This window comes from Streptomyces sp. NPDC104226, assembly GCF_055584085.1.
This window is the reverse complement of record NZ_JBVJMS010000002.1, coordinates 803,762-825,954: the sequence shown is the minus strand read 5'-3', so window position 1 is coordinate 825,954 and position 22,193 is coordinate 803,762. Positions and strand designations below refer to the sequence as shown.

Sequence of the window (22,193 nt, the reverse complement as noted above, 5' to 3'; positions counted from 1 at the left end):
GGAGCTCACGCCGGCTCCTCCGTCCTGGTGTCCGTGGCGGCCACCCGCTGGGCGGGCAGGGTTTCCGCGAACGCGGCCGCCTGGATCAGGTAGGAATCCCGGAAGTCCCCCGTGCCGGTGGCCTCGTCCATGAGGTCCGAGAACGTCCCGGACTCGGCGAGCCGGCCGTCCTTCATGACGTGGATGACGTCGGCCTGCCGCACCGAATGCAGCCGGTGGGTGATGAAGATGATCGTCTGGCCGGTCGCGGCGAGCGCGCGGATCTGATCGAAGACCCGCTGCTCGGCGACCGCGTCCAGAGCGCTGGTGGGCTCGTCCACCACCAGGATCCCGGCGCGCTTGTACCAGGCGCGGCTGATGCCCGTCAGCTGCCATTCCCCGCCGGACGCCTCGCGCCCGCCCTTGTATCCCCGGCCCAGGAGCGTGCCGAAGCCCCGGGGCAGTGCGGCGATGAACTTGTCGGCGCCGGAGAAGGCCGCCGCGTCCCGTACCGCAGCGTCCTCGATGGGCACGGTGGGCCGGCCGATGCCGATGTTGACCCGCACCGTGAACGGCCACCGGAAGAAGGACTGCGACATGAGGGCGATGCGGGCGAAGATCTGCCCCCGGTCGGCCCTGGCGGCGTCCACGTCGTCCCACCAGATCGTGCCGCCGCCCTCGTCGGGAAGGTGCAGGCCGGCCAGGAGTTTGACGACAGTGGACTTGCCCGAGCCGTTGGCCCCGACCAGGGCGATGACCTTGCCCATCGGGAAGGACAGGGAGACCTCGCGCAGGGTCGGATCCGGGGTCTCGCCGCCGGATCCCGGGTAGGTGAACGTCACCTTCTCGAAGCGGACTTCCCGCACCTGCTCGGGCAGGTCCTCCCCGGTCTCCGGGATCGCGCGCGCCTCGGCCTCCGCGCACAGCCGCTCGTAGTCGGCGACGAAGAGCGACTCCTGGTGCAGGTCGGCCATCTGCAGGACGAGGCCGTCGAGGCTGGAGGAGCCGGCGCGGATGGCGAGCACCGCGGTGCCCGCGACCGCCAGGTCCATCCGGCCGCTCCACAGCAGCAGCCCCAGCGCCCCGTAGGTGAGGAGGGTCGCGGCCCCGGAAGCGCCGTCCGCGATGAGCCCGATCCTGGCGGCGTTGCGGGCCAGGCGGGTCTGCTCGCGCTCGCTGGTCTCGGCCATCTGCCGGAAGTGGCCGAGGAGGAAGGGCCCGACCTCGTGGACCCGGACCTCGGCGGCCGCCTCCCGCTGGGTCAGCAACTGCCCCAGCAGGTGCCCGGCCCGCGCGTGCTGCACGAACGTGTGGAAGCTGATGTAGCGCTGCTTGGAGATCGTCAGCGAACTCCACGCGCTCGGCAGGGTCATCAGGACCAGAAGGGGCAGGAGCGCGACGTGGAGCACCGTGAGCACACCGGCGGCCGCGATCAGGGAGATCCCGGAGTTCAGCGTGTTGGTGCAGTACCGGATCATCCGGCGGGCGGAGTCGGCCCCGTAGCGGGCCGCGTCCAGGAGCCGGTGGAACTCGTCGTCCTCGATCGCCGCGAGCTCCACCCGGTGCACCAGTCCCAGGTACCGCTCCGTGGCCACCCGCTGGACCTTGGGTTCGAGCTCGCCGGTGGCCGCCGTCGAGGCGGAGCGCAGCAGCGAGCCCAGCAACGCCGTCACCGCGACCAGGACGAGCGACGGGGCGGCCTGGGCCAGGCGCTGGTTGGTCGTGCCGGCGGCCAGCACGTGGCCCAGTACGCCGTTGACCGCGACCAGCCCGACCGCCTGGGTGACGCCCCGCCCGACCTCGGCGCCGAGGACCACGCGCAGGGCGCGCGCGTCGGCGAGGTGCGCGAGCCTCAGCCCGGTGCCGACCATGCGGGGCAAGGCCTTGGCCATGGTCACGAGGCCAAGCTTCAGCCAGGCGCCTTCGTGCCGTTCCCAGCCGACGTCGTACGCCAGCTCACCGCCGAACAGCAGTCGTTCGGACTCCGACACCACGGAGGACTCTTCGTCCACCCCGGTGGACTCCTCTGCGTCGGCCTGTCGCCGGTCGGTCATGCGGTCCACCCCGCTTCCTGTCGTACAAGACCGAGGGGTTCTGGAGGAGCGGGCGTCACACAGGGCTTCATGGTGCTGCCTCTCGACGGCGTCAACTGCACTGGATGTGCGGTGTGTTGTGCTCACGTGATGGTGCCGGGGTCAACGACCGGGGGCGCCGGATCGAACACGCGTGTTTGAGACGAAGCGGATCCCGTACAGGAGCGCGGAAGGCTGCTCGTGCAGGGTGCATCCACCCTTGAGGCGTGCGGGTCCCGCCCGGGAAGGCGCTGGCCGAAACGCCGGTGTTGATGCACGTGAGACGGGTGGGGTTACGAGTGCCGGGATCCGGCGGAACGCAGGTAGGGCCCCCGGATTCCGGGGGCCCTACCGGGAAGCGCGGCCACGCCGCGGTGGGTTCCGTCAGCGGCGGAGCACCTTGCGGGACAGCACGTTGCCGAGGAGCTGCGCCGACTGCACGAGGGCGATCAGCACGAGCACCGTCACCACCATCACCGAGGTGTCGAAGCGCAGGTAGCCGTAGGTCATCGCCAGGTTGCCGACGCCTCCGCCGCCGACCGTCCCGGCCACCGCCGAGAAGTCGATCAGCGCGACGAGCATGAAGGTCATGCCGAGGACCAGGGGGCCGAGCGCCTCCGGGACGAGGACCGTGAGCAGGATCCGCAGCGGGCCGGCGCCCATGGAGCGGGCGGCCTCGATCACGCCCGGCTCGACCGAGAGCAGGTTGGACTCGACGATCCGGGCGACCCCGAACGTCGCGACGACGGTCATCGGGAAGATCGCTGCGTTCGTGCCGATCATCGTGCCGACCACCCCGCGCGTGACCGGGGCGAGCGCGACGATCGCGATGATGAAGGGCACGGGCCGGATGACGTTGATGAGCAGGCCCAGGACCGAATGGACGATCCGGTTCGGCAGGACACCGCCCTTGCGCGTGGCGTAGAGGGTGAGCCCCACCGCCAGACCGCCGACGGTCGACAGCGCCAGGGTGATCAGCACCATGTACACGGTCTCGCCGGTGGCGTCGAGGACCTTGGGCCAGAACGTGCTCCAGTCCGCCTTCACCGGACACCCGCTTCCGCCGGGCCGGGTGCGCGCAGCCCGGCGGCGACGGCCTCGACCGCGCCGGCCTCGCCGCGCAGCTCCAGCGTCACGCTGCCCAGGGGGCGTCCGCGCACCTCGGCGACGCCTCCGTGGACGAAGGCGAAGTCGACGCCGTGGACGCGCACGAGCTCGGAGAGGCCGTCCAGAGCGGGGCTGCCGTCGACGACGGGCACCGTGACCAGGCGGCCGGGGTGGCGGGCGCGCAGCCGTTCCAGGAGTCCTGCGTCCGGCTCGGCGTGCTGTGCGGAGCGGACGAACGCGGCCGTGGTCGCGTGGCGGGGCCGCGCGAAGACCTCGTAGACCTCGCCGCTCTCGACCACCTTGCCGTCCTCCATGACCGCGACCCGGTCGCACAGGGTCCGTACGACCTCCATCTCGTGGGTGATGAGGAGGATCGTGACGCCCAGCTCGCGGTTGACCCGGCGCAGCAGGGCCAGTACCTCGCCGGTGGTCTGCGGGTCGAGGGCGGAGGTCGCCTCGTCGCACAGCAGGACCTTCGGCCGGGTGGCGAGCGCGCGGGCGATGCCGACGCGCTGGCGCTGACCGCCCGAGAGCTGCTCGGGGTAGCGCTTCCCGTGCCCGGCGAGACCGACGAACTCCAGCGTCTCCTCGGCGCGGGCCCGGGCCGCGGCGCGGTCCATCCCGGCGAGGCGCAGCGGGTAGAGCACGTTGCCCAGGACCGTGCGCGAGCGGAACAGGTTGAACTGCTGGAAGATCATGCCGATGTCGCGGCGGATGGGGCGCAGCCGGCGCTCACCGAGGGACGAGAGGTCCCGGCCGTCCAGCAGCACGCTGCCCGAAGTCGGCTCCTCCAGGCCGTTGACCAGGCGCAACAGGGTGGACTTGCCCGCACCGCTGTGCCCTACGACGCCGAAGACGGTGCCCGCCCCGACGGTGAGGCTGACTCCGTCCACGGCGCGCGCTCCGCCCGGGAACTCCTTTGCGACGTCGCGCAGTTCCACGGCGGCGGTCATCGCTTCAGCTGCTTCTGGATGCGGGCCACCTCGGCCTGCAGCTCGGCGGCGGGCAGCTCGATGTGGTGGGCGGTGCCGTTGCTGGTGCGGCGTACCTCGTCCTGTACGACCTGCGACGCGTACAGCTTGACGATCTTCTGGTAGTCCGCGTCGTCCTTCCGGTCCGCCCGCGCGGCGATGACGTTCAGGTAGGGGACGGACTGCGGCCCGGCCGGATCGTCCTTGAAGAGTGCGGTGTCGGCCTTGATGCCGGCGAGCTCGGCCACGCCGTCGTTGATGATCGCGGCGTCCGTGTCCTTGAGGGTCCGGGGGGTCTGCTGGGCGTTGACCGGGGTGAGCTTGACGTGCTTGGGGTTGGCGGTGATGTCGTCGGGGGTGGCGAACAGCCCCGCGTCCTCGCGCAGTTCGATGATCTTCGCCTGTTCCAGCACGCGCAGACCGCGTCCCTGGTTGGCGGGGTCGTTGGGCAGGGCTATCTCGGCCCGGTCGGGAAGGTCCGCGAGCTGCTTGTGCTTGCCGGAGTAGAGCCCGAGGGGGACCACCGTGGTCGCGGCGATGGGGGCGATGTCGGTCTTGTTCTCGGTGTTCGACTGGGCGAGGAAGACCAGGTGCTGGAAGGCGTTGAGCTCGATGTCGCCCGCGCTGAGGGCCTTGTTGGGCAGCGAGTAGTCGTCGAACACCACCGTCTCCACGGTGAGGCCCTCCTTCTTGGCCTCCTTGGCGAGGACGTCCCACTCCGGGGAGTCGCCGGAGACGCCGACCCGGATGCGGTGCTCGTCGGATCCTCCGGCGCCGCAGCCGGACAGGAGGAGGGCGAGGGCGCCAGCGGTGGATGCGGCGAGCAGGGTACGTCGACGCGGCGGTGCAGAAATCATTGTGTGATCCATGTGCAGAGAAAGAGCCAAAACGAAGGGGTGACTGGATCGTAGATCGAACTGGTCCAGATACCTTTGAATCTTTGGCTCAATTCACGAATCTGCAATGAATGGAAGGGCGGGGGTGTTTGTGGTCAGGGCCTCGGAGCCGCGTGGTCGTCGGGCGCGGGTTCCAGTGCGGGCAGAATCGTCGCGAGGACCGATTCCATGTACGCCTCGGGCAGGGGGCGGGTGCGCAGGAGCCACGTGTGGTAGAGCGGCCCGTAGAGCAGTTCGACGGCCAGCTCGAGGTCGAGGTCGCTGCGGAGCTGCCCGGCGTCGCGTGCCGCGGCGAGACGCGCGACGCATGCGTCGATCGAGACCCGCAGGATGCGGGTGACCCCGTCCGCGGCGGCCTCGTCGGACTGGGCGGCGCCGATCAGGCCTCGCCAGACCTCGCCGAACTCCGTAGCGAACAGGCTCGTGACGCTCGAGGTCTGGGCGGCCAGGTCTGCGCGGATGTCACCGGTGTCGGGAAAGCCGGTGGCGGCGTCCCGGGCGTTCTCGACGCCCTCGACGAGGATGGCGGCCTTCGAGGGCCACCACCGGTAGATGGTCGTCTTGCCGACCCCCGCCCGGGCGGCGATGCCCTCGATCGTGGTCGAGGCGAACCCCCGCTCCACGCAGAGGCCGAGAGCGGCCTCGATGATGGCCTGCCGGGACTCTTCGCTGCGCGTTGCGGGGCTCACGGGGCGACTCTATCCGAGCGTAACGCTACGTCTCGTGTTGACAGGCGTCGGCTCTTGGCCACACACTGATCACGCAACGATCCGTTTCGTATCGATTGCGTAGCGGGGGCGTCTCCGGTACCCGGGATCCGGGTACCGGAAGGGCGCCCGAGCGGGGTCGGGCGCCCCGCCGTCACCGCGCCGCCCCGGTGGGGGCTATCCGGGTCTGCTCGACGTACCGTGCAAGAACTCCACGCGCTGCTCGGCCAGTTCGACGTTCCGCGGATCGAGCGACGGCAGGTCGCGCAGGAAGCCGATGAGCTCCGTAGCCGTGTCGAGGGCCGCCGCCGGTTCTCTGAGCCGGGACCAGCAGTGCAGGGCGCCGGCCGCGGCCGCGTGGACCTCCGGCTCGTCGGGAGACTGGCTGCCCAGCCGGATCCGGCCCGCTTTGGTCCACAGTCGTGTCGCGAGCTCGAAGGAACCCGCCATCCGGGCGAGGTCCGCACGGATCTCCAGCCAGCTGATGGCGCCGGGTGACCCGTACCCCGACCGCTGCAGCACGTACTGCTCCCAGGCCTCGGCAGCACCCGCGGCCTCCGCGTGCCGGCCCGCAAGGGCCAGGGCGTGGATCTGCGGCCGTGGATCGCGCACCGCCCCGCCGGTGGCGCCGGCGTTCGGCTGCTGCCGAGCGGCCGCCTCCGCCCGCCCCGGGGCGGGCGCCCCGCCCGCGGCCCGAACCGCCGGACCCGGATGCACGGCCTGCTCCGGACCCGGCTTCCGGGAGGCGGGGGCGGCGAGTTCGCGAGCCGTCGGCACGACGAGCGTGCCCGGCGGCAGCGCCGCCGCACCCACGGCCAGAGCGTGCACCTGAAGATTCGCCGGACGGCCCGGACCCGCGGCGAGCTGAGCGATCCAGCACCTGGTGTACGTGCTCACCGCAGTCCCGCTGCCGGCGAAGTCCGGCGGCGAGACGACCCCGTACACCTCGGCGGACGGCGACGAGGGCAGGCTGCCGTACTCCTGCAGCAGCGGCCACGCCGCCTTGTCCGCGACCAGGTCCAGCAGCACCGTCGTCAGCCCGGGCGGACGGCCCCGCAGCTCCCTGCCCAGCCACTCCCAGGGCAGCGCCGTGTACCGGACCGACCCGGCCGTCGTACCGGCCAGGGCCACGTGCAGCCGCCCGCCACGGCGGTCGACGGTGAGGCGGCCCGACAGGTAGACCAGCAGCGGACCCCGCGTGGCCGCAGCCGTCCGCAACCGCGTCACCACCAGGTTCGGATCCCGGGCCCCGTCCAGGTACGTCGTATCGCAGGAGACGCCGCTGTTCAGGAGCAGCGAAACCGGAACGACCCCCAGTGCGGCCAGGTTGGCACTCGGAGCCACCTGAACGGCGCGACGGCGCACGGCGCCGGCGCCCGCTATGAGAAGGACATGCCCCCGCTGCCCCGATTCCACTTTCTGCATGAGCTGACCGTACTCACACCGCGGCGACGGGGGTCAGCGGGCCAGAGATACGGCGAAGGGGCCGAAGCCGTGCCGGCGCAGGACGTGGGGCACCACGAGGACCATGGCCTCGGTGGCGCGGGCCGTGGTGATGTCGCCGAGGTCCTCGATCCATCCGGGTTGCCAGCCCAGGTCGCCGAGCAGGCCGGTGACGGTCTTCTTCGCGTTCTCGTCGTTGCCCGAGACATAGGCGGTCGGTGGGGTCGCGAGCGTTTCGGGGGCGGTCATGACCATGAACAGCATGGTGTTGAGGGTCTTGACCACACGGGTGTCGGGAAGGGCGGCCTGGAGGTGCTCGGCGAGGCTGCCGCCCGGGTAGCAGAGGTCCCCCGGCAGGCCGTCACCGGCGTGGCGGGTGGCGTTGGAGACGTCGACGAGGAGCTTGCCGGCGAGTTCGCTCCGCAGGCCGCCCAGGAGGTCGAGGGCGCTGTCGCCCGGCGTCGCGTTGATCACGATGTCCGCCGTGCGGGCGGTGGTGCGCTGGTCGGCGAAGGAGACGCGGGGGCCCGGGCCTTCGGCAACCGCCGTATGTTGCTCCGTCGGATTCCGGCGGCCGAGGACGACCTGGTGTCCGGCCTCGGAGAGCTTGCGGGCGAGGTTGGTGCCGACGCGGCCGGCGCCCAGGATGCCGATGCTGGTCATGACGTGATGCTCCTTGTGATGTCGGGGGAGGGGGTGGGAAGGGCGGTGGTCGTCCGGTCAGGCGATCGGCGACAGGACCTTCAGGGCGGCGGCGTGGATGCCGGGGGCGGAGGCCAGGAAGTCGCGGCTGCCGGTGTTCCAGGGCTCGCCCGCCAGGTCGGTGACGGTGCCTCCGGCCTCGGAGACCAGCAGCGCGCCGGCGACCAGGCCGGAGCGGACGTCGGAGAACTGCCAGAACGCGTCCATGCGTCCGGCGGCGACATGGATGAGCTGCATCGTGGCGGGCACGGACACGCGTACGACCAGGCCGCCCACGAGCATGGCGGTGACGGAGTCGCCGATCCGCCGGAAGGTGCGCTCGTCCTCGCCGGGCTTGGCCTGGCCGGTGCCGATGAGTGCGGCGCCCAGGTCGGTCTTGGCGGACACCTGCAGCCGCCGGCCGTTCAGGTGGGCGCCGCCGCCGGCTGCGGCGGTGTACGTGTCGCCGGTCAGCGGCAGGTGGACGACGGTGAGCACCGGCAGGTTGTCGCGGACCAGGGTGGCGGTGACGGACCAGTCGTCCATGCCGTGGACGTGGTTGATGTTGCCCTCGGCGGGGTCGACGACCCACCACTCCCCGGGCGGAAGCGCGCCGCCGGCCAGCTCGTCCTCGGCCCACTGCGATCCCGGCCGGGCCCGCAGCAGCGGCTCCCGCAGTACGGCCAGGACCGCGTCGTCGTTGGCGTGGATCTCCCCGACGACCTCGTCGAGGCTCACTCCCCGGGCGTACGGGGTGAAGCGGTCCCGGAGCGTGCGGCCGGCGGCCTTCACCGCGGCGGTCACCTCGGGCAGGAGCGTCGTGTCGGCGGCGAAGGGCATGGCTGTGCTCATGGCGGGCTCCCTGGTTTCGGTGGGTGCGGGCGGCTCGTTCCCTGCCCGCACTTCGAAGTTAGAAGCCCTGTGGATTAACAACAAGTGCATGCTTTTCACTCGTAGAGTTACTCCCATGCAACTGGATCTGAACCTGCTCACCGCGCTGGACGCCCTGCTGGAAGAGGGCAGCGTCGCCGGCGCCGCGGCCCGACTCCACGTCACCGCGCCGGCCATGAGCCGCTCCCTGGGCCGCATCCGCAAGGCCACGGGCGACCAGATCCTGGTCCGGACCGGCCGCAGCATGGTCCCCACCACCCGCGCCCTGGCCATCCGCGCCGAGGTCCACACCCTCGTACAGCAGGCCCACCGCCTTCTCTCCGCACAACAGGAACTCGACCTGGCGACTCTGGAACGGGTCTTCACCGTGCGCTGGCACGACGCCCTGGCCGCCGCGTGCGGCACCGCCCTGATCACCGCCGTCCACCGCCAAGCCCCCGGGGTCCAGCTGCGGCTGCCCGCCGAACCCGGCACGGACACCCCCGAGCTGCGCCGCGGCGAGGTCGACCTCGAATCGAGCTCCGGCCGGCCGGCGCTCCCCGACATCCGGCACCGCCTCGTCGGCAGGGACCGGCTGGTCGTCGCCGTCCGCCCGGGCCACCCGCTCACCGAGGGCCCGCTGGGCCTCGACCGCTACACGGCCGCCGAACACCTCACCGTCTCGCGGCGCGGAAGCCTGCGCGACCCGATCGATGACGCCCTGACCGCACGAGGCCTCGCACGACGCGTCGTCGCCGCCGGCCCCACCACCGCCTTCGCCCTCCACCTCGCGCTCGGCACCGACCTAATCGTCACCCTCCCCGACGCGGTCACCCGCGCGGCCCGGGACCAACTGGGCCTGGTCACACTGCCGCTGCCGCTCCAGCTGCCCGACGTCCCCGTGTACCTGCTGTGGCACCAGCGCTACGACGACGACCGCGCCCACACCTGGCTGCGCGACACGGCCTCCGAGACCGTCGAGGCGCTGTTCGCGCCATGACGGGGGCTCCGGGTACCCGGCTCCCGGAGCCCCCGTCGGGTCACGCGCAGGCCGCGGTCAGTGCCGCCGTGAACTCCCGGGCCAGTTCGGTGATCACGGGCAGGTCGAAGGCCCGCGCGTTGTACTGCAGCCAGCAGCGCAGGCTGCCGTCCGGCTGCTCCAGTACGGTCAGCTCGGGCACTCCCCGGTCGCCGCCCGGCAGGGGCCAGGGCACGGTGCTCCCGCGCGGCAGTTCCCAGGGCTCGCAGGCCAGGCCGGGCAGCTGTGCGGGCGCGGCCCAGGCCTCGTAGCGGAGCCAGGCCGCGAACGGCACGGCCGGGCTGAACTCCGCGAACGGGTACAACTGGTGGTCCAGTGCCTCGCTGTAGACCGTCCGCAGCCGGTCCACCAGCTCGGCGAAGCCGGGCCCGCCGCTCGCATCCACCCGCAGCAGCAGCGACTGGACGAAACAGCCCACCGTCCGCTCGGCGTCCGGTCGCGGGCGGCCGGGCACCGGGGTCATCACCACCAGGTCGGGGCGGCCGCTGCGGCTCGCCAGCAGTCCGGTCCAGGCGGCCGTGACGGCCAGGAAGGGCGTCGCACCCAGCTCGGCCGCCCGGGCCCGCACGGCGTCGGCCAACGGCGCCGGCACCTCGAACTCGTGCGCCTGGGTGAGCACTTCTTCCACCGCCCGGCGGCCGTCGAACTGCTCGACGGCCTCCGGCGCCCCGGCCAGCGCGGCCTGGAAGTGGGCCCGGGAGGCCGGCCAGTGCGCGTTCGCCCAGTCCACCAACTCTCCGTACCCAGGGCCCGATCGGGCCGGTGGGGCCGAACGCCCGCGCCGCAGAGCCGAGTAGAACACCCCGAGGTCGGCCAGCAGCACGCCCACCGACCAGCCGTCGGAGACCATGTGGTGCACCGCGACCAGCACCACGTGATCGGTCTCCGACCGGCTGACCACCAGGAGGCGGGCCATCGGGTCGCGGCCCAGGTCGGTCAGACGGTCGCGCTCGGCCAGCAGCAGGGCGTCCACCTCCGCGTCCGTGGCCCCCGGGGCGGGGGTCAGCGTGATCCGTACCCGGGGCTCCTCGTCCAGCACCGCCCGTACGACCCCTTCGCCCGCACCCTCGCCCGCTGCCTCGCCCGCCGCCTCGAACCGGGTCCGGAGCGCCGGATGGCGCCGGACCACCTCCGTGAGTGCCAGGCCGAGCGTCTCCGGCTCCAGCCGGTCGGCCACCCGGAACAGCGCCGTCACCGCTCCGGCGTCCCGTCCGGGCGCCTCGGCCATCCAGCGGAAGAAGTTCTCCTGCTGCGAGGTGAGCGCGATGGCGTGCGGCTGCGCACGGAGCGCGGCCAGGTAGGGCGTCACGGTGTCCGTCCCCGCGGAAGCCGCGTCGGCAGCGCTCTGCCGGCGGTCGGGGTGGTCCACCCAGGCGGCCTGGAACCGCAGCGAGGGCCGTTCGAAGACCACGGCGGTGCCCGCCCGGACCCCGAACTCGCTGCTGATGCCGGCGGCGAGCTGGACCGCCCGGAACGAGTCGCCGCCGAGCGCGAAGAACTCGGCGGCCACGTCCGTGACCGGCCGGCCGAGCAGGCGCCGCCAGAGCCCGGCCAACCGCAGCTCCGTCGGGGATGTCGGAGCGACAGCGGGTCCCGCGGACTCGGCGGGCGCGTCGAACAGGGGGCGGAGCAGGCGTTTGACCACCTTGCCGCTCGGGTTCCTGGGAAGGTCGCCGGCGAGGAGGATCCGGACCGGCAGCTCGGGGCGGCTCAACCGGCCGCTCAGGAACAGCCGGAGGTCGTCCAGGTCCAGGCCGCCCGGACCGGCGACGACCACCGCCACCGGGACGGCGCCCATCACGGGGTGCGGCAGGCCGAGCGCGGCGGCGTCGGCGACCGCGGGGTGCTCGTGCAGCGCCTCCTCGATCCGCAGCGTGGAGACCTTCAGCGCACCGCTCTTGATGACGTCGCTCTCCCGGTCGACCAAGTACAGGTAACCATCCGGGTCGAGGCGTCCGACATCGCCCATCCGCACCCAGCCGTCCCGGAACACCCGCTCGCCGTCACCGGCGGCGCCCAGGTAGCCGCGGGGCGGTCCGGGCTGGCGCAGCCACACCTCGCCGACCTGCCCGGCGGGCAGCGGGAGTCCCTCCGCGTCGAGGATCCGCAGGTCACCGGGGTCGGCCGGGCGGCCCAGCGAGCCGGGGCGGCGGGTGTCGACCACGGTGGAGACCTGCGCGGGCGAGGCCTCGGCCGAGGTGTAGGTGTTGACCAGCGTCGCGCCCGGCAGCGCCGCGGCCAGCGCCGCCGCCACCGGCACGGGCAGTGCGGCGGCGGAGGAGTTGACCAGGCGCAGACTGCTCAGATCGTACCGACCGGCGGTGCCCGCGTTGACCAGTTCGATCGCCATCGAGGGCACCAGGAAGGCGGTGCCGATCCCGAACTTCTCGACCGCGCTGCCGAAGCGGTCCGCGTCGAAGCGCGGCAGGCTGAGCGTGGTGGGCGCGGCGGTCAGCGCGCCCAGCAGCATCACCTGGCCCGCGTTGGTGCCGATCGGGAAGGCGTGCAGGGCGTGCCGCGAGTGCGCGTAGGCACGGCGGCGGGGGTGTGCGACCAGACCGGCCGTCAGGTTGGCGTGCGCGGCGAGCACGCCCTTGGGCGCACCGGTGGTACCGGAGGTGCCGATCACCTGCGCCGGGTCGGCCGGGCCGACCCGGTACGGCGGGGCCGCCGGCGGCTCGGGGTGGGCGGCCAGCAGGGCGTCCAGACGGAGCTCCACCCGTCCGGGGAGGGCGGGCGGTTCACCCTCGCCGTCGTACCCGTCATCCCCGGCGCCCCCGTCCTGCCCGTCCCGGAGGACGGTGCCCGCCCCGGCCAGTGCGGCCAGGGCCGCGGCATCGGCCTCGGACAGGTCCTCGCGGACCGGGACCGGCACCCCGCCCGCGTACTGGACGGCGAGGAAGCCGACGGCGTACCGGTCCCAGCGCGCGTTGGAGAACCGCAACAGCACCCGGTCGTGCGGTGCGACCCCGGCGGCGGCCAGCCCGACGGCGGCGCGCAGTGCCTCCTCGCGCCAGCGGCGGTAGCTGATCTCCCCGCCGCCGACGACCTGCAGCGCGACGTGGTCCGGGTGTTCGGTGGCGCGAGCGTCGAGGAGCTCCGGGACGGTCGTGGCGGCGGGCTGCGCGATGGTGGCGATGGCGGTCTCCGGTGGGATGCGGTGGTGGCTGGGGGAGCGGGGAAGCGGGGGCGGGCGGGTGCGTCGGCCGGGGTCAGTCCAGCCGGTCGGCGGCCTCCTCCTCGCTGAGGGCATCGATCTCGGCGATCAGGAGTGCCTCGATCCGCGCTGCCAGGGCTGCCGGGGTCGGGCTCTCGAAGACGTCGCGGATCGACACGTCGAGGCCGACGCCGGCCCGGATGCGAGCGGCGACCCGGGTGACCAGGAGCGAGTCCCCGCCGAGGGCGAGGAAGTCGTCCAGTACGCCGACCCTCGGTATGCCGAGCACCTCCTGCCAGAGGCCGACGACCAGGGCTTCGGCATCGGTGCGGGGCGCCAGGTACCCGGCGGCGCCGCCCACCGGGTCGGGATCGGGCAGGGCCGCGGTGTCGAGCTTGCCGTTGGCGTTGAGCGGGAGCGTGTCGAGCAGCACCACGGCCTCCGGCACCATGAAGGCCGGCAGGCGCAGGGCCAGCTGCTCGCGCAGTTCGGCCGCCTGCGGCCCGGGCGCGGACGGTCGTGCGGCCGCGGACCCTTCTGCTGCGGCCGGCTGCAGGACGGCGTAGGCGATCAGCCGCCGGCCGTCGTGGACCAGTACGGCCGCCCGGGCGACGGCCGGGATCGCGGTGAGGGCGGCCTCGATCTCGGCGGGCTCGATCCGGTATCCGCGGATCTTCACCTGGCCGTCGGCGCGGCCGAGGAACTCCAGCTGGCCGTCGGTGCGCCACCGGGCGCGGTCGCCGGTGCGGTACATCCGGCCGTCCGGGGCCCCGGCGAACGGATCCGGGAGGAAGGCCTCGGCCGTCAGCTCGGGCCGGGCCGGGTAGCCGCGCGCGAGGCCGGTCCCGCCGATGTGGAGCTCGCCCTCGGAACCGGCGGGCAGCAGGCCGCCGCGTTCGTCCAGGACGTAGAGCCGCACGCCCGGCAGCGGACGGCCGAGCGGTGGGCGCTGCTCGACGGCGGGCCCGTCACCGGGGTGGCCGACGGGGCTGCCGCCGAGGTCGCCCGCGGTGACGATGACGGTGGCCTCGGTCGGGCCGTACGTGTTGACCAGCCGGACGGTGTCACCGTGCCGCTCACGCCACCGGGCGAGGGTCGCGGCGCGTGCCTCGGAGCCGCCGAGGACGACCAGGCGCAGCGCCGGCGGCCAGGGGGTCTGGTCTCCGAGCGCGACCAGTTCCTCCCAGTACGCCGTGGGCAGGTCGAGTACGGTGACGGACCGCCCGGCCTCGCTGCGCAGCAGGTCGGGCAGCATCCGGCCGCCGCCGGGCAGCAGGACGACGCAGGCGCCCGCGGTGAGGGCGGGCCAGATCTCCTCGGCGTGGGTGTCGAAGCCGATGGAGGCGAACTGGACGATCCGGTCGCCCGGCCGGAGCCGGTAGCCCTCCGGTCCGGCCATCCACCGGACCCGCTCGGCCAGGGCGGCGTGCTCGACGGCGACGCCCTTGGGGACCCCGGAGGAGCCGGAGGTGTAGAGGACGTACGCGAGGCCGCCCGGGGCGGTGCCGGGCAGCGCGGCTCCGGTGTCCGGGCCGCCGGCGGGCCGTACGGGCATCGCCGGTGTCGGAGCCCCCGGCACGGGAACCACCAGCACCGGAACCCCCAGGTCCGGGTGTTCGCCCCCGGTGAGCAGCAGGGCGGCGTCCGCCTCGCCGAGCATCAGCCGGCGGCGCTCGGCCGGGTGCGCGGGGTCGAGCGGGAGGTAACCGGCGCCGGCCTTCCAGATCGCCATCAGGGCGATGACCAGGGCGAAGGAGGGCTCGATCAGGACGCCCACCGCGCGGCCGGCCACCGGTCCCAGGCGGCGCGCCAACTCATCCGACGCGCGGTCGAGTTCGGCGTAGCTGAGGGTGCTGCCCGCGCATTCGAGGGCCGGTGCGTCGGGGCGGGTGGCGACCTGGTCGGCGAAGCCGCGCAGGATCGGGCGGGCGTCCTCGGTGAGCGCGGGTCCGGCGCCGAGCGCGAGGAGCGCGGCACGCTCCTCGCCGGTCAGCAGCCAGTCGCCGTGCAGCGGGACCTCGACGTCCTCGACGGCCCGGGCGAGCAGGTCGCGGACCCGGCGCGCCAGGGCCTCGACCGTGGTGCGCTCGAAGAGCTCCCGGTCGAAGCAGAACGAGAGCGTCATCCCGCCGCCCGGGGTGCGCCAACTGTCCAGCAGAAGGTCGGTCTTGGCCCGGTCGAAGCCGGAGTCCATGCTCTGCGTCCGGACGCCCGCGGGCAGCGGGGTCAGCTCGTCGGCGCCCGCCAGCTCGTACTGGCTCTGGTGGACGAACACCGCCTGATAGAGCGGTCCCACGCCGGGCAGTACGGGCAGCCCCAGTTCGGCGGCGACCCGCTCGACCGGGATGTCCTGATGGGTCAGCGCCGCCATCGTGGCGGAGCGCACCCGGCGCAGCACGGTGCGGAAATCGGGCTCGCCGGTGAGGTCCGCGCGGATCACCCCGGTGCGGGAGAAGTAGCCGAGCAGGGCCTCGTGCGCGGTCTCGTTGCGCCCGGCCAGCGGGGTGCCGACGGCGAAGTCGTAGGTGCCGCTCCAGCGGGCCAGCACGCACTGGTAGGCGGCGAGCAGCACCATGAAGGGGGTGCAGCGCTGCTCGCGGGCCAGGGCGTCGAGACCCGCAACGAGGCCGGAGCCGAGGGCGAGGTCGGCGAAGCCCGCGCGGTGGGTGGGATCGGCGGGCCTGGGGTGGTCCAGCGGCATCCGCAGGGCGCTGATGCCGGCCAGGCGTCCGCTCCAGTGCCGGACCGCCTCCTCGGCCGCGCCGCCGTCGAGCCTGGTCCGTTCGGCGAGTGCGAAGTCCCCGTACTGGAGCTTGAGGTCGGGAAGATCGGCCGGTCCCTCGCCGATTTCCTCGCGGTACAGCGCGAGCAGTTCGCGCCAGAGCACGGTGAACGACCAGCCGTCGGAGACGATGTGGTGGACCACCACGCCCAGGGCGTGCTCGTGCTCGCCGGCGCTGACCAGGACGGCCCGCAGCGGCGGTCGTTCGCCCAGGTCGAAGGGGGCGTTGACGAAGGGGGCGCAGGCCGCGGTGAAGGCCTCCTCGGCCGCCTCCGGGATCGGGACCAGGGCGAGGGGGACGTCCCGTACGGGTTCCACGAGCTGGACGGGCTGTTCACCGTCCAGGGCGAACCGGGTGCGCAGGACCTGGTGCCGCGCGGTGAGCCGGGTCAGCGCCGCGCCCAGTGCCCGTGGGTCGACGGGGCCGCTCCAGCGCCGGTTGAGGTACATGTTGAACCCGGCGTCCTGCGGGTTCAGTTGCTGGAGGAACCACAGGCGGCGCTGTTCGTCGGTCAGCGGATGGCGGGAGAGCGGGGCCGGGGAGGTCGGGATCGGAGAGGTCGGGGTCGGGGAGGTCGGGGTCGGGAAGTTCGGATTGGTCATCGGGTCAACTCGCCTTTCGCGCGGGCCTGCAGGGTCTCGAGGCCGATCAGGTCGTCGGACTCGGCATCCGGGACGTCCCGGTCGAAGCGCGCCAGGACGGGAATGCAGAGGCTGACGAGGACCAGTGCGGCCATGGCGAGGCCGAACACCAGGTAGAGCAGGCCGATGCCGCGTCCGTCGCCGGTGCCGATCAGGGCGCCGATGCTGGAGGCCAGCGCGCCGCCCTCGTCCATCAGCGGCTGGAGCAGTCCGGGGCCGGCCGGGGCGACGAGGGCGAAGCCGATCGGCAGGGTGGACCAGGCGACCAGGGTGTTCACCGCGATCACCCGGCCGTGGAAGCGCATCGGCACCTTGGTCTGGATGACCGTTGCGTAGATGCCGTTGAGCAGCGCCAGCCCGTAGGTCATGCCGAACGCGCCGACGGCGACCACGGTCACCGAGGGCCGCAGGCCCGTGACGACACAGGCGGCGGCGAGGCCGAGGGTGGCGAACAGGACGCCGCGCAGGCGCATCCGGCGCGGCCCTCCCCAGACCAGCAGGGTGAGGCCGCCGAGTACGGCGCCCAGCCCGGCCGCGGTGGAGACCCAGCCGGCGGCGGCGGTCGAGGCGAAGGAGAGCACCAGCGGGGTGATGAGCAGGAAGAGCGGGGAGAGGAAGATGTTCAGTACGGCGAACCAGAACAGCATGGCCCTGAAGTGGCGGCTTCCGAGGGCGCGTTGGAAGCCCGCGCGGATCTCGGCGCCGACGCTCTCGCGGCGGGTGGCGGCCATTACGGCGGGGAAGCGCACCACCAGGGTGACGACGGTGGCGATCAGGTAGCTGACGACGTCGAAGACCAGGATGCCGCCGAGGCCGATCACGTGCAGGATGCCGACCGCGATCAGCGGTACGAGGAACTGGGCGAGGCCGAGGGCCATCTGGACCACGCCGTTGGCGCGGCCGAGGAACCGCTTGGGCACCAGCTGCGGCACCGCCGATCCCCAGGCGACGCGCTGGAAGGCGAGCGCGGCGGAGAGCACGGAGATCATCACGTAGCAGTGCCAGATCTCCAGCGAGTCCGCGAGGTAGAGCGCCAGCAGGGCCGCCTGGGTCAGGCCGGCCGCGATGTCGCCGCCCAGCATCACCCGGCGGCGGTCGCCGCGGTCGACGATGGCGCCGGCCAGCGGGGCGACGAGGATGCCGGGCACCAGGCCGAAGGCGGCGAGCAGGCCGAGCTGGAACAGCGAGCCGGTCTGGAGGTAGATCCAGACCGGCAGGGCGAACTCGGTGAGCGCCGAGCCGATCATCGAGAGCTGCTGGCCGGTGGCGATGGCCAGGAAGCGGCCCATGGTCGGACGGACGGGATGGCGCCCGCGGGCCTTCCGGGATCTCCACGGCGAACGGGAGACGGCAGGCTCTTCCGGCCCCTTCGACTGCCCGGATCCCGGCTGGGGGTTCCCCTCGGGGGTCCGGTCCGTGGTGTGCCCGGGGTCCCGCACGGTGTCCGGATCCGCCCCGGCCACGTCGCGGGACAGGCCGGCCAGCCACCAGGTGGCGTCGGCGGTGCGTTCGTGGCGCGCCTCCTCGCCGGCGGCGATCGAGCGGTGCACCCCGGTCAGGATGCCAGCCAACTCCTCGGCACGGTACTTGAGGTAGAAGTGCCCGGCCTCGTCCAGAACCACCACGGCGGTGGTCCCGGCGATCCGGTGCCACTCGCGGAACCGCTCCTGGTAGAACTCGGTCGCGGGATCCCGGTCCCCGCAGACGGCGATGACCGGCGCCGAGATCGTGCCGCCCTCGCTCTCGTACAGGTCGCCGAAGTAGCGCTCGGCCCCCTTGGTGCCGACCCGGCGGTTGTGCACGATCAGCCGCAGTTGCTCCTCGTCGACCTCGTCCACGTCCAGTCCCGCCGCGGCCAGGGCGTTGATCATGCCCTGGTCGCTGCGCAGCCGGGCGGCCAGTTCGGCGAAGCGCTCGGCCAGCGCGGCACCGCGGCCCTTAGGGCGGGCGAACGGGAAGATGCCCCCGAGGTGCACGGCGTCGATCTCCCGGCCGGCCGCCTCCACCCGGCGGGCGATCTCCACCGTCAGCCGGACGCCGACTCCGCAGTGCCCGTACAGCACCAGGGGACCGGCGACGTTCGCGACGATCTCCTCGGCGCAGAGCCGGGCGACCTCGTCGACGTCCATCGCCTCCTCGCCCAGCTCGTGCCCGGGAACGGCGATGGAGTGCAGGGCCCAGTCCGCCGGCATGGCGTCGGCGAGCGGCTTGTAGATCAGCGCGCTGCCGCCGCCGTAGGGGGCGCAGACCACGCTGGCGGCCGGCTTCCGGCCCTCGGGGGTGAGCAGGTGCAGCAGCCGGCGCGGCCCGCGGTCGCCCTCGGGGGTGGCCACCAGTTCGGCGAGCCGGCGGACCGTCGGGTGCTTGAAGAGGTCCATCACGCTGACCGGGGTGGTCAGGTCGGGGAAGGCCCGGCGCATCCGGGCGACCACCTGGGTGGCGAGCAGCGAGTGGCCCCCGAGCTCGAAGAAGTCGTCCAGTGCGCCGACGCGGGGGAGGTCCAGCAGGTCCGCCCACATGGCGGCGATCACCTGCTCGGTCCCGGCCTCGGGGTCGACGTGGGCGCCGGCGGCCGGGCCGTCCGCGGGCGCGGGCAGCGCCTTCCGGTCGACCTTGCCGTGGGGGAGCAGGGGCAGCCGCTCCAGCACCACGTAGCGGGCCGGGACCATGTAGTCCGGCAGGACCTCGCCCAGGGCGGCGCGCAGTTCGGCGGCGGCCGGCGGTTCGCCGCCGGAGGGGCGTTCCAGGTAGGCGACGAGGTTCTGCTTGACGCCTTCGCCGCGGGCCAGGACCACCGCCTGGGTGATGCCGGGCAGGGCGGTCAGCGCGGCCTCGATCTCACCGGGCTCGACCCGGTAGCCGCGGACCTTGATCTGGTCGTCGCCGCGGCCGAGGTACTCCAGGGACCCGTCGGCGCGCCAGCGCGCCAGGTCGCCGGTGCGGTACATCCGCGGACCGCCGGTCGCCGTGGCGTCGTACGGGTCCACGCCGGTCGGCGCGGCGTACGGATCGGGCAGGAACCGCTCGGCGGTCAGGTCCGGGCGCCCGAGGTAGCCGCGGGCCAGCCGGTCCCCGCCCAGGTACAACTCGCCGGTGACGCCCGGCGGCACGGGGTTGCGGGCCTCGTCCAGCACGTAGCAGCGTCCACCGGCCAGCGGGCTGCCGATCGGCGTGCTGCCCGGTGCGTTCAGCCCGTCGGTGGTGACCTCGTGGACGGTGATCCCCACCGTCGCCTCGGTCGGCCCGTAGTGGTTGAACACCGCGCACCGGCCCAGTGCGGCGATGCCCGCCGCCCAGTTCCAGCTGCTGGCCTCGCCGCCGAGGACCAGCGCACGGCGCGGCAGCAGCCGCTCCAGCGGCGCGTCGGCGGTCAGCGCGGCCAGGTGGGACGGCGTCATCTTCAGGTAGTCGATGCCGGCCCGCTCGATCTCCGCGGCCAGTTCCACGCCCGCGATGCGGCGCGGCAGGAGATGGACCCGGCCGCCGGTCGTCAGCGCCAGGTAGAGCATGGTCATGCTGAAGTCGAAGGAGAGCGACTGGAGCAGCCCGTAGGAGGCCCCGGGCTCGATCCGCAGCCGTTCGGCCGCGCCCGCGAGGTAGTTGAGGATCTGGCGGTGCTGCACCGCGACGCCCTTGGGCGTGCCGGTGGAGCCCGACGTGTAGATGACGTACGCGAGGTGGTCGGCGCCGGAGACCTCCTCCAGCGGCGCCGCGTCGTCTTCGCCGGCGTCGCCGCCTTCGCCGGTCAGCAGGTCGATCGCCGGGTGGTCGCCGAACCGCGGGCGCAGAGCGGAGTCGGTGATCAGGACCTTGGCTCCGGCGTCGGCGACCAGGTGGGCGAGCCGGGCGGGCGGCTGCTCGGGGTCGAGCGGCAGGTAGCCGCCGCCGGCCTTGAGCACCGCGACCAGGGCGACCGCGAGCTCGGCGGACTGCTCCAGGCAGACGGCCACCCGGTCGTCGGGACCCACGCCCAGCGCCCTTAGGCGCCGGGCCATGGCGCGGGCGCGCCGGTCGAGGTCGCCGTAGGTCAGGGTGCGGTCCTCGAAGACCAGGGCCGGTGCCCCGGGCGTCCGGGCCGCGGCCTCGGCCAGCGCCCGCGTGAGCGTGGCGGGACCCCCGTCCGGCAGTGCGGGACCGGCGGCCCAGGTGCCCAGTACGGCGGTCCGCTCGGCCGCGCCGAGCAGCGGGAGCCGGTCGACCGGCAGCGCGGGGTCGGCGCACCCGGCAGCGGTCAGCAGCTCGAACCGCTCGGCGAGCCGCTCGACGGTGCCGGCGTCGAAGAGGTCGGTGCGGTAGGTGAGCAGACCGTAGAGGCCGCCGTCCGGCTCCTCGCGCATGTAGAGGGCGAGGTCGGCGTGGGTGGTGGTGGCCTCGTAGCCGAAACCCTCGGAGGCGGGGCCCGCGGTGGGGGCGGCGGCGGGGTCGCCGTAGTTCTGGAAGGCGAAGGTGGTCTGGAAGACGGCGGCGCGGCTGACGTCGCGTTCCACCGCGAGATCGTTGACCATCTGCTCGAACGGCACCTCCTGGTGCGCGTACGCGTCGAGCGTGGTCTCGCGGACCCGGCTGATCAGCCGGCCGAAGTCGAGGTCGCCGCCGAGCCGGGCGCGGATCGGCAGCATGTTGACGAACGCGCCCACGACGCCTTCGAGTTCACTGTGGAGGCGGCCGGCGACGGCGGAGCCGACGGCGAAGTCCCGCTGGCCGGTGTGCCGGCTCAGCAGGGCCTGGAACGCGGCCATCAGCACCATGTACGTCGAGGCGCCGTGGGCCTGCGCCACCTCGCCGACCCGGCGGGAGAGTTCGGCGCTCCAGCGGAACTCGGTCGCCGCTCCTTCGAAGGTGAACACCGGCGGCCGGGGCCGGTCGCAGGGCAGCTCCAGGGCCGGGACGCCGTCGAGTTCCGTGCGCCAGTGGTCGCGCGAGGCGGCGAGCGGCCCGTTCTCCAGACGGTCCCGCTGCCAGGCGGCGTAGTCCCCGAACTGGACGGGAAGAGGCGGGAGTTCGCCCGGGGTTCCGTGGGCGTGGTGGGCGTAGCGGAGGTCGAGTTCGCGGTTGAGGAGGTCGATCGACCAGCCGTCGCAGATGATGTGGTGCATCACGAGGGCGAGGACGTGGTCGTCCTCGGAGATCCGGACCACCAGCGCGCGCAGCAGCGGGCCGGCCTGGAGGTCGAAGGGGACGGCGATCAGTGCGCCGAGCTCGGTGGCGGCGCGCGCCTGCGGGTCGGGGTCCGCACTGGCGTCCAGGTGCTGGGCGCAGAACGGCGCGGGCTCGGCGACCCGGACCTCCGCGGTACCGGCCTCGGTGGTGCGGAAGGTCATCCGCAGGCTCTCGTGCCGGGCCACGAGGTCGGTCAGCGCGGCGTCGAGGGCGGCACGGTCGAACGGGCCCCGGAGCCGGCGGGCCGGCGCCAGCGTGTAGGCAGTGGAGCCGGGAGCGAGCTGGTCCATGAACCAGAGGCGTTCCTGGCCGCTGGAGAGCGGCGGTGCGGTGTCCGCCGGGCGGGGGTTCACCACCCGGGCGGGGGCCGAGGCGCCGCGCAGCCGCTGGCTGAGAAGGGCGCGCTTGGCTGCGGACCAGTCGGTGGGCAGGTCCTGGGTATCCGTCATCGAGTTCCTGTTCGGGGCGTGCGGTGGGCGAATCGGAGCGTGCGGGGGTACGGACGGACGGGGGCGCGTCGGTACGGGTGGAGGTGGCGGGCGGACGCGCGGATGCGCGGGGGCGCGGTGGGACCGGGCCGGGCTGCGACCGGGCGGTGTCCAGCGGGGCCGGGCAGGGCCGAACGGCCACTGCCCGGCGGACCGGGCGCATCCGGCGTGCCGGGCGGTGCGGGCCCGGCACGGTCCG

At 73.5% G+C, this 22,193-nt stretch carries 12 protein-coding genes; 1 reads left to right on the top strand and 11 read right to left on the bottom strand.

Annotated elements, in window-relative coordinates; translation table 11 throughout:
- Positions 1 to 5: 5 nt before the first annotated feature.
- The 8 genes from ACZ60J_RS09020 to ACZ60J_RS08985 form a co-directional block, all read right to left on the bottom strand.
- Positions 6 to 2,033, bottom strand: coding sequence for an ATP-binding cassette domain-containing protein (locus ACZ60J_RS09020; protein WP_469679970.1), 2,028 nt, complete (start codon positions 2,031 to 2,033; stop codon positions 6 to 8).
- A gap of 402 nt (positions 2,034 to 2,435) precedes the next feature.
- Positions 2,436 to 3,098, bottom strand: a complete 663-nt coding sequence (locus ACZ60J_RS09015) for a methionine ABC transporter permease (protein ID WP_469679968.1) — start codon at positions 3,096 to 3,098, stop codon at positions 2,436 to 2,438.
- Complete coding sequence (locus ACZ60J_RS09010; RefSeq protein WP_469679966.1) at positions 3,095 to 4,111, bottom strand: methionine ABC transporter ATP-binding protein; 1,017 nt, start codon at positions 4,109 to 4,111, stop codon at positions 3,095 to 3,097. The genes ACZ60J_RS09015 and ACZ60J_RS09010 overlap by 4 nt, the downstream gene beginning before the upstream one ends.
- Positions 4,108 to 4,986: a MetQ/NlpA family ABC transporter substrate-binding protein gene (locus ACZ60J_RS09005; RefSeq protein ID WP_469679964.1), complete on the bottom strand. Its 879-nt coding sequence runs from the start codon at positions 4,984 to 4,986 to the stop codon at positions 4,108 to 4,110. Before ACZ60J_RS09005 ends, ACZ60J_RS09010 begins: the two co-directional genes overlap by 4 nt.
- 134 nt (positions 4,987 to 5,120) lie before the next feature.
- Complete coding sequence (locus tag ACZ60J_RS09000) at positions 5,121 to 5,714, bottom strand: TetR/AcrR family transcriptional regulator (RefSeq protein WP_469679962.1); 594 nt, start codon at positions 5,712 to 5,714, stop codon at positions 5,121 to 5,123.
- A gap of 195 nt (positions 5,715 to 5,909) precedes the next feature.
- On the bottom strand, positions 5,910 to 7,157 hold the full coding sequence (locus tag ACZ60J_RS08995) for a hypothetical protein (RefSeq protein ID WP_469679960.1): 1,248 nt from the start codon (positions 7,155 to 7,157) through the stop codon (positions 5,910 to 5,912).
- A gap of 33 nt (positions 7,158 to 7,190) precedes the next feature.
- Complete coding sequence (locus ACZ60J_RS08990; protein WP_469679958.1) at positions 7,191 to 7,838, bottom strand: NADPH-dependent F420 reductase; 648 nt, start codon at positions 7,836 to 7,838, stop codon at positions 7,191 to 7,193.
- Between the two features lie 57 nt (positions 7,839 to 7,895).
- Complete coding sequence (locus ACZ60J_RS08985; RefSeq protein ID WP_469679956.1) at positions 7,896 to 8,708, bottom strand: inositol monophosphatase family protein; 813 nt, start codon at positions 8,706 to 8,708, stop codon at positions 7,896 to 7,898.
- 115 nt (positions 8,709 to 8,823) lie between these two features.
- On the opposite strand from ACZ60J_RS08985, the gene ACZ60J_RS08980 reads away from it, so the two are divergent.
- Complete coding sequence (locus ACZ60J_RS08980; protein WP_469679954.1) at positions 8,824 to 9,726, top strand: LysR family transcriptional regulator; 903 nt, start codon at positions 8,824 to 8,826, stop codon at positions 9,724 to 9,726.
- A 40-nt stretch (positions 9,727 to 9,766) separates the two neighbouring features.
- Here the strand turns inward: ACZ60J_RS08980 and ACZ60J_RS08975 are convergent, their stop codons facing one another.
- From ACZ60J_RS08975 to ACZ60J_RS08965, 3 genes are read right to left on the bottom strand one after another with little or no spacing between them, the layout of a single operon-like run.
- The gene (locus tag ACZ60J_RS08975) at positions 9,767 to 13,018 is read right to left on the bottom strand and encodes a class I adenylate-forming enzyme family protein (protein ID WP_469679952.1); all 3,252 of its coding nucleotides are present in this window, start codon (positions 13,016 to 13,018) and stop codon (positions 9,767 to 9,769) included.
- Positions 12,978 to 16,307 carry an amino acid adenylation domain-containing protein gene (locus ACZ60J_RS08970; RefSeq protein ID WP_469679951.1) on the bottom strand — a complete coding sequence of 1,110 codons (3,330 nt, stop codon included), beginning with the start codon at positions 16,305 to 16,307 and terminating at the stop codon, positions 12,978 to 12,980. The genes ACZ60J_RS08975 and ACZ60J_RS08970 overlap by 41 nt, the downstream gene beginning before the upstream one ends.
- Positions 16,304 to 21,955 carry an amino acid adenylation domain-containing protein gene (locus tag ACZ60J_RS08965; protein WP_469679950.1) on the bottom strand — a complete coding sequence of 1,884 codons (5,652 nt, stop codon included), beginning with the start codon at positions 21,953 to 21,955 and terminating at the stop codon, positions 16,304 to 16,306. Before ACZ60J_RS08965 ends, ACZ60J_RS08970 begins: the two co-directional genes overlap by 4 nt.
- Positions 21,956 to 22,193 lie beyond the last annotated feature (238 nt).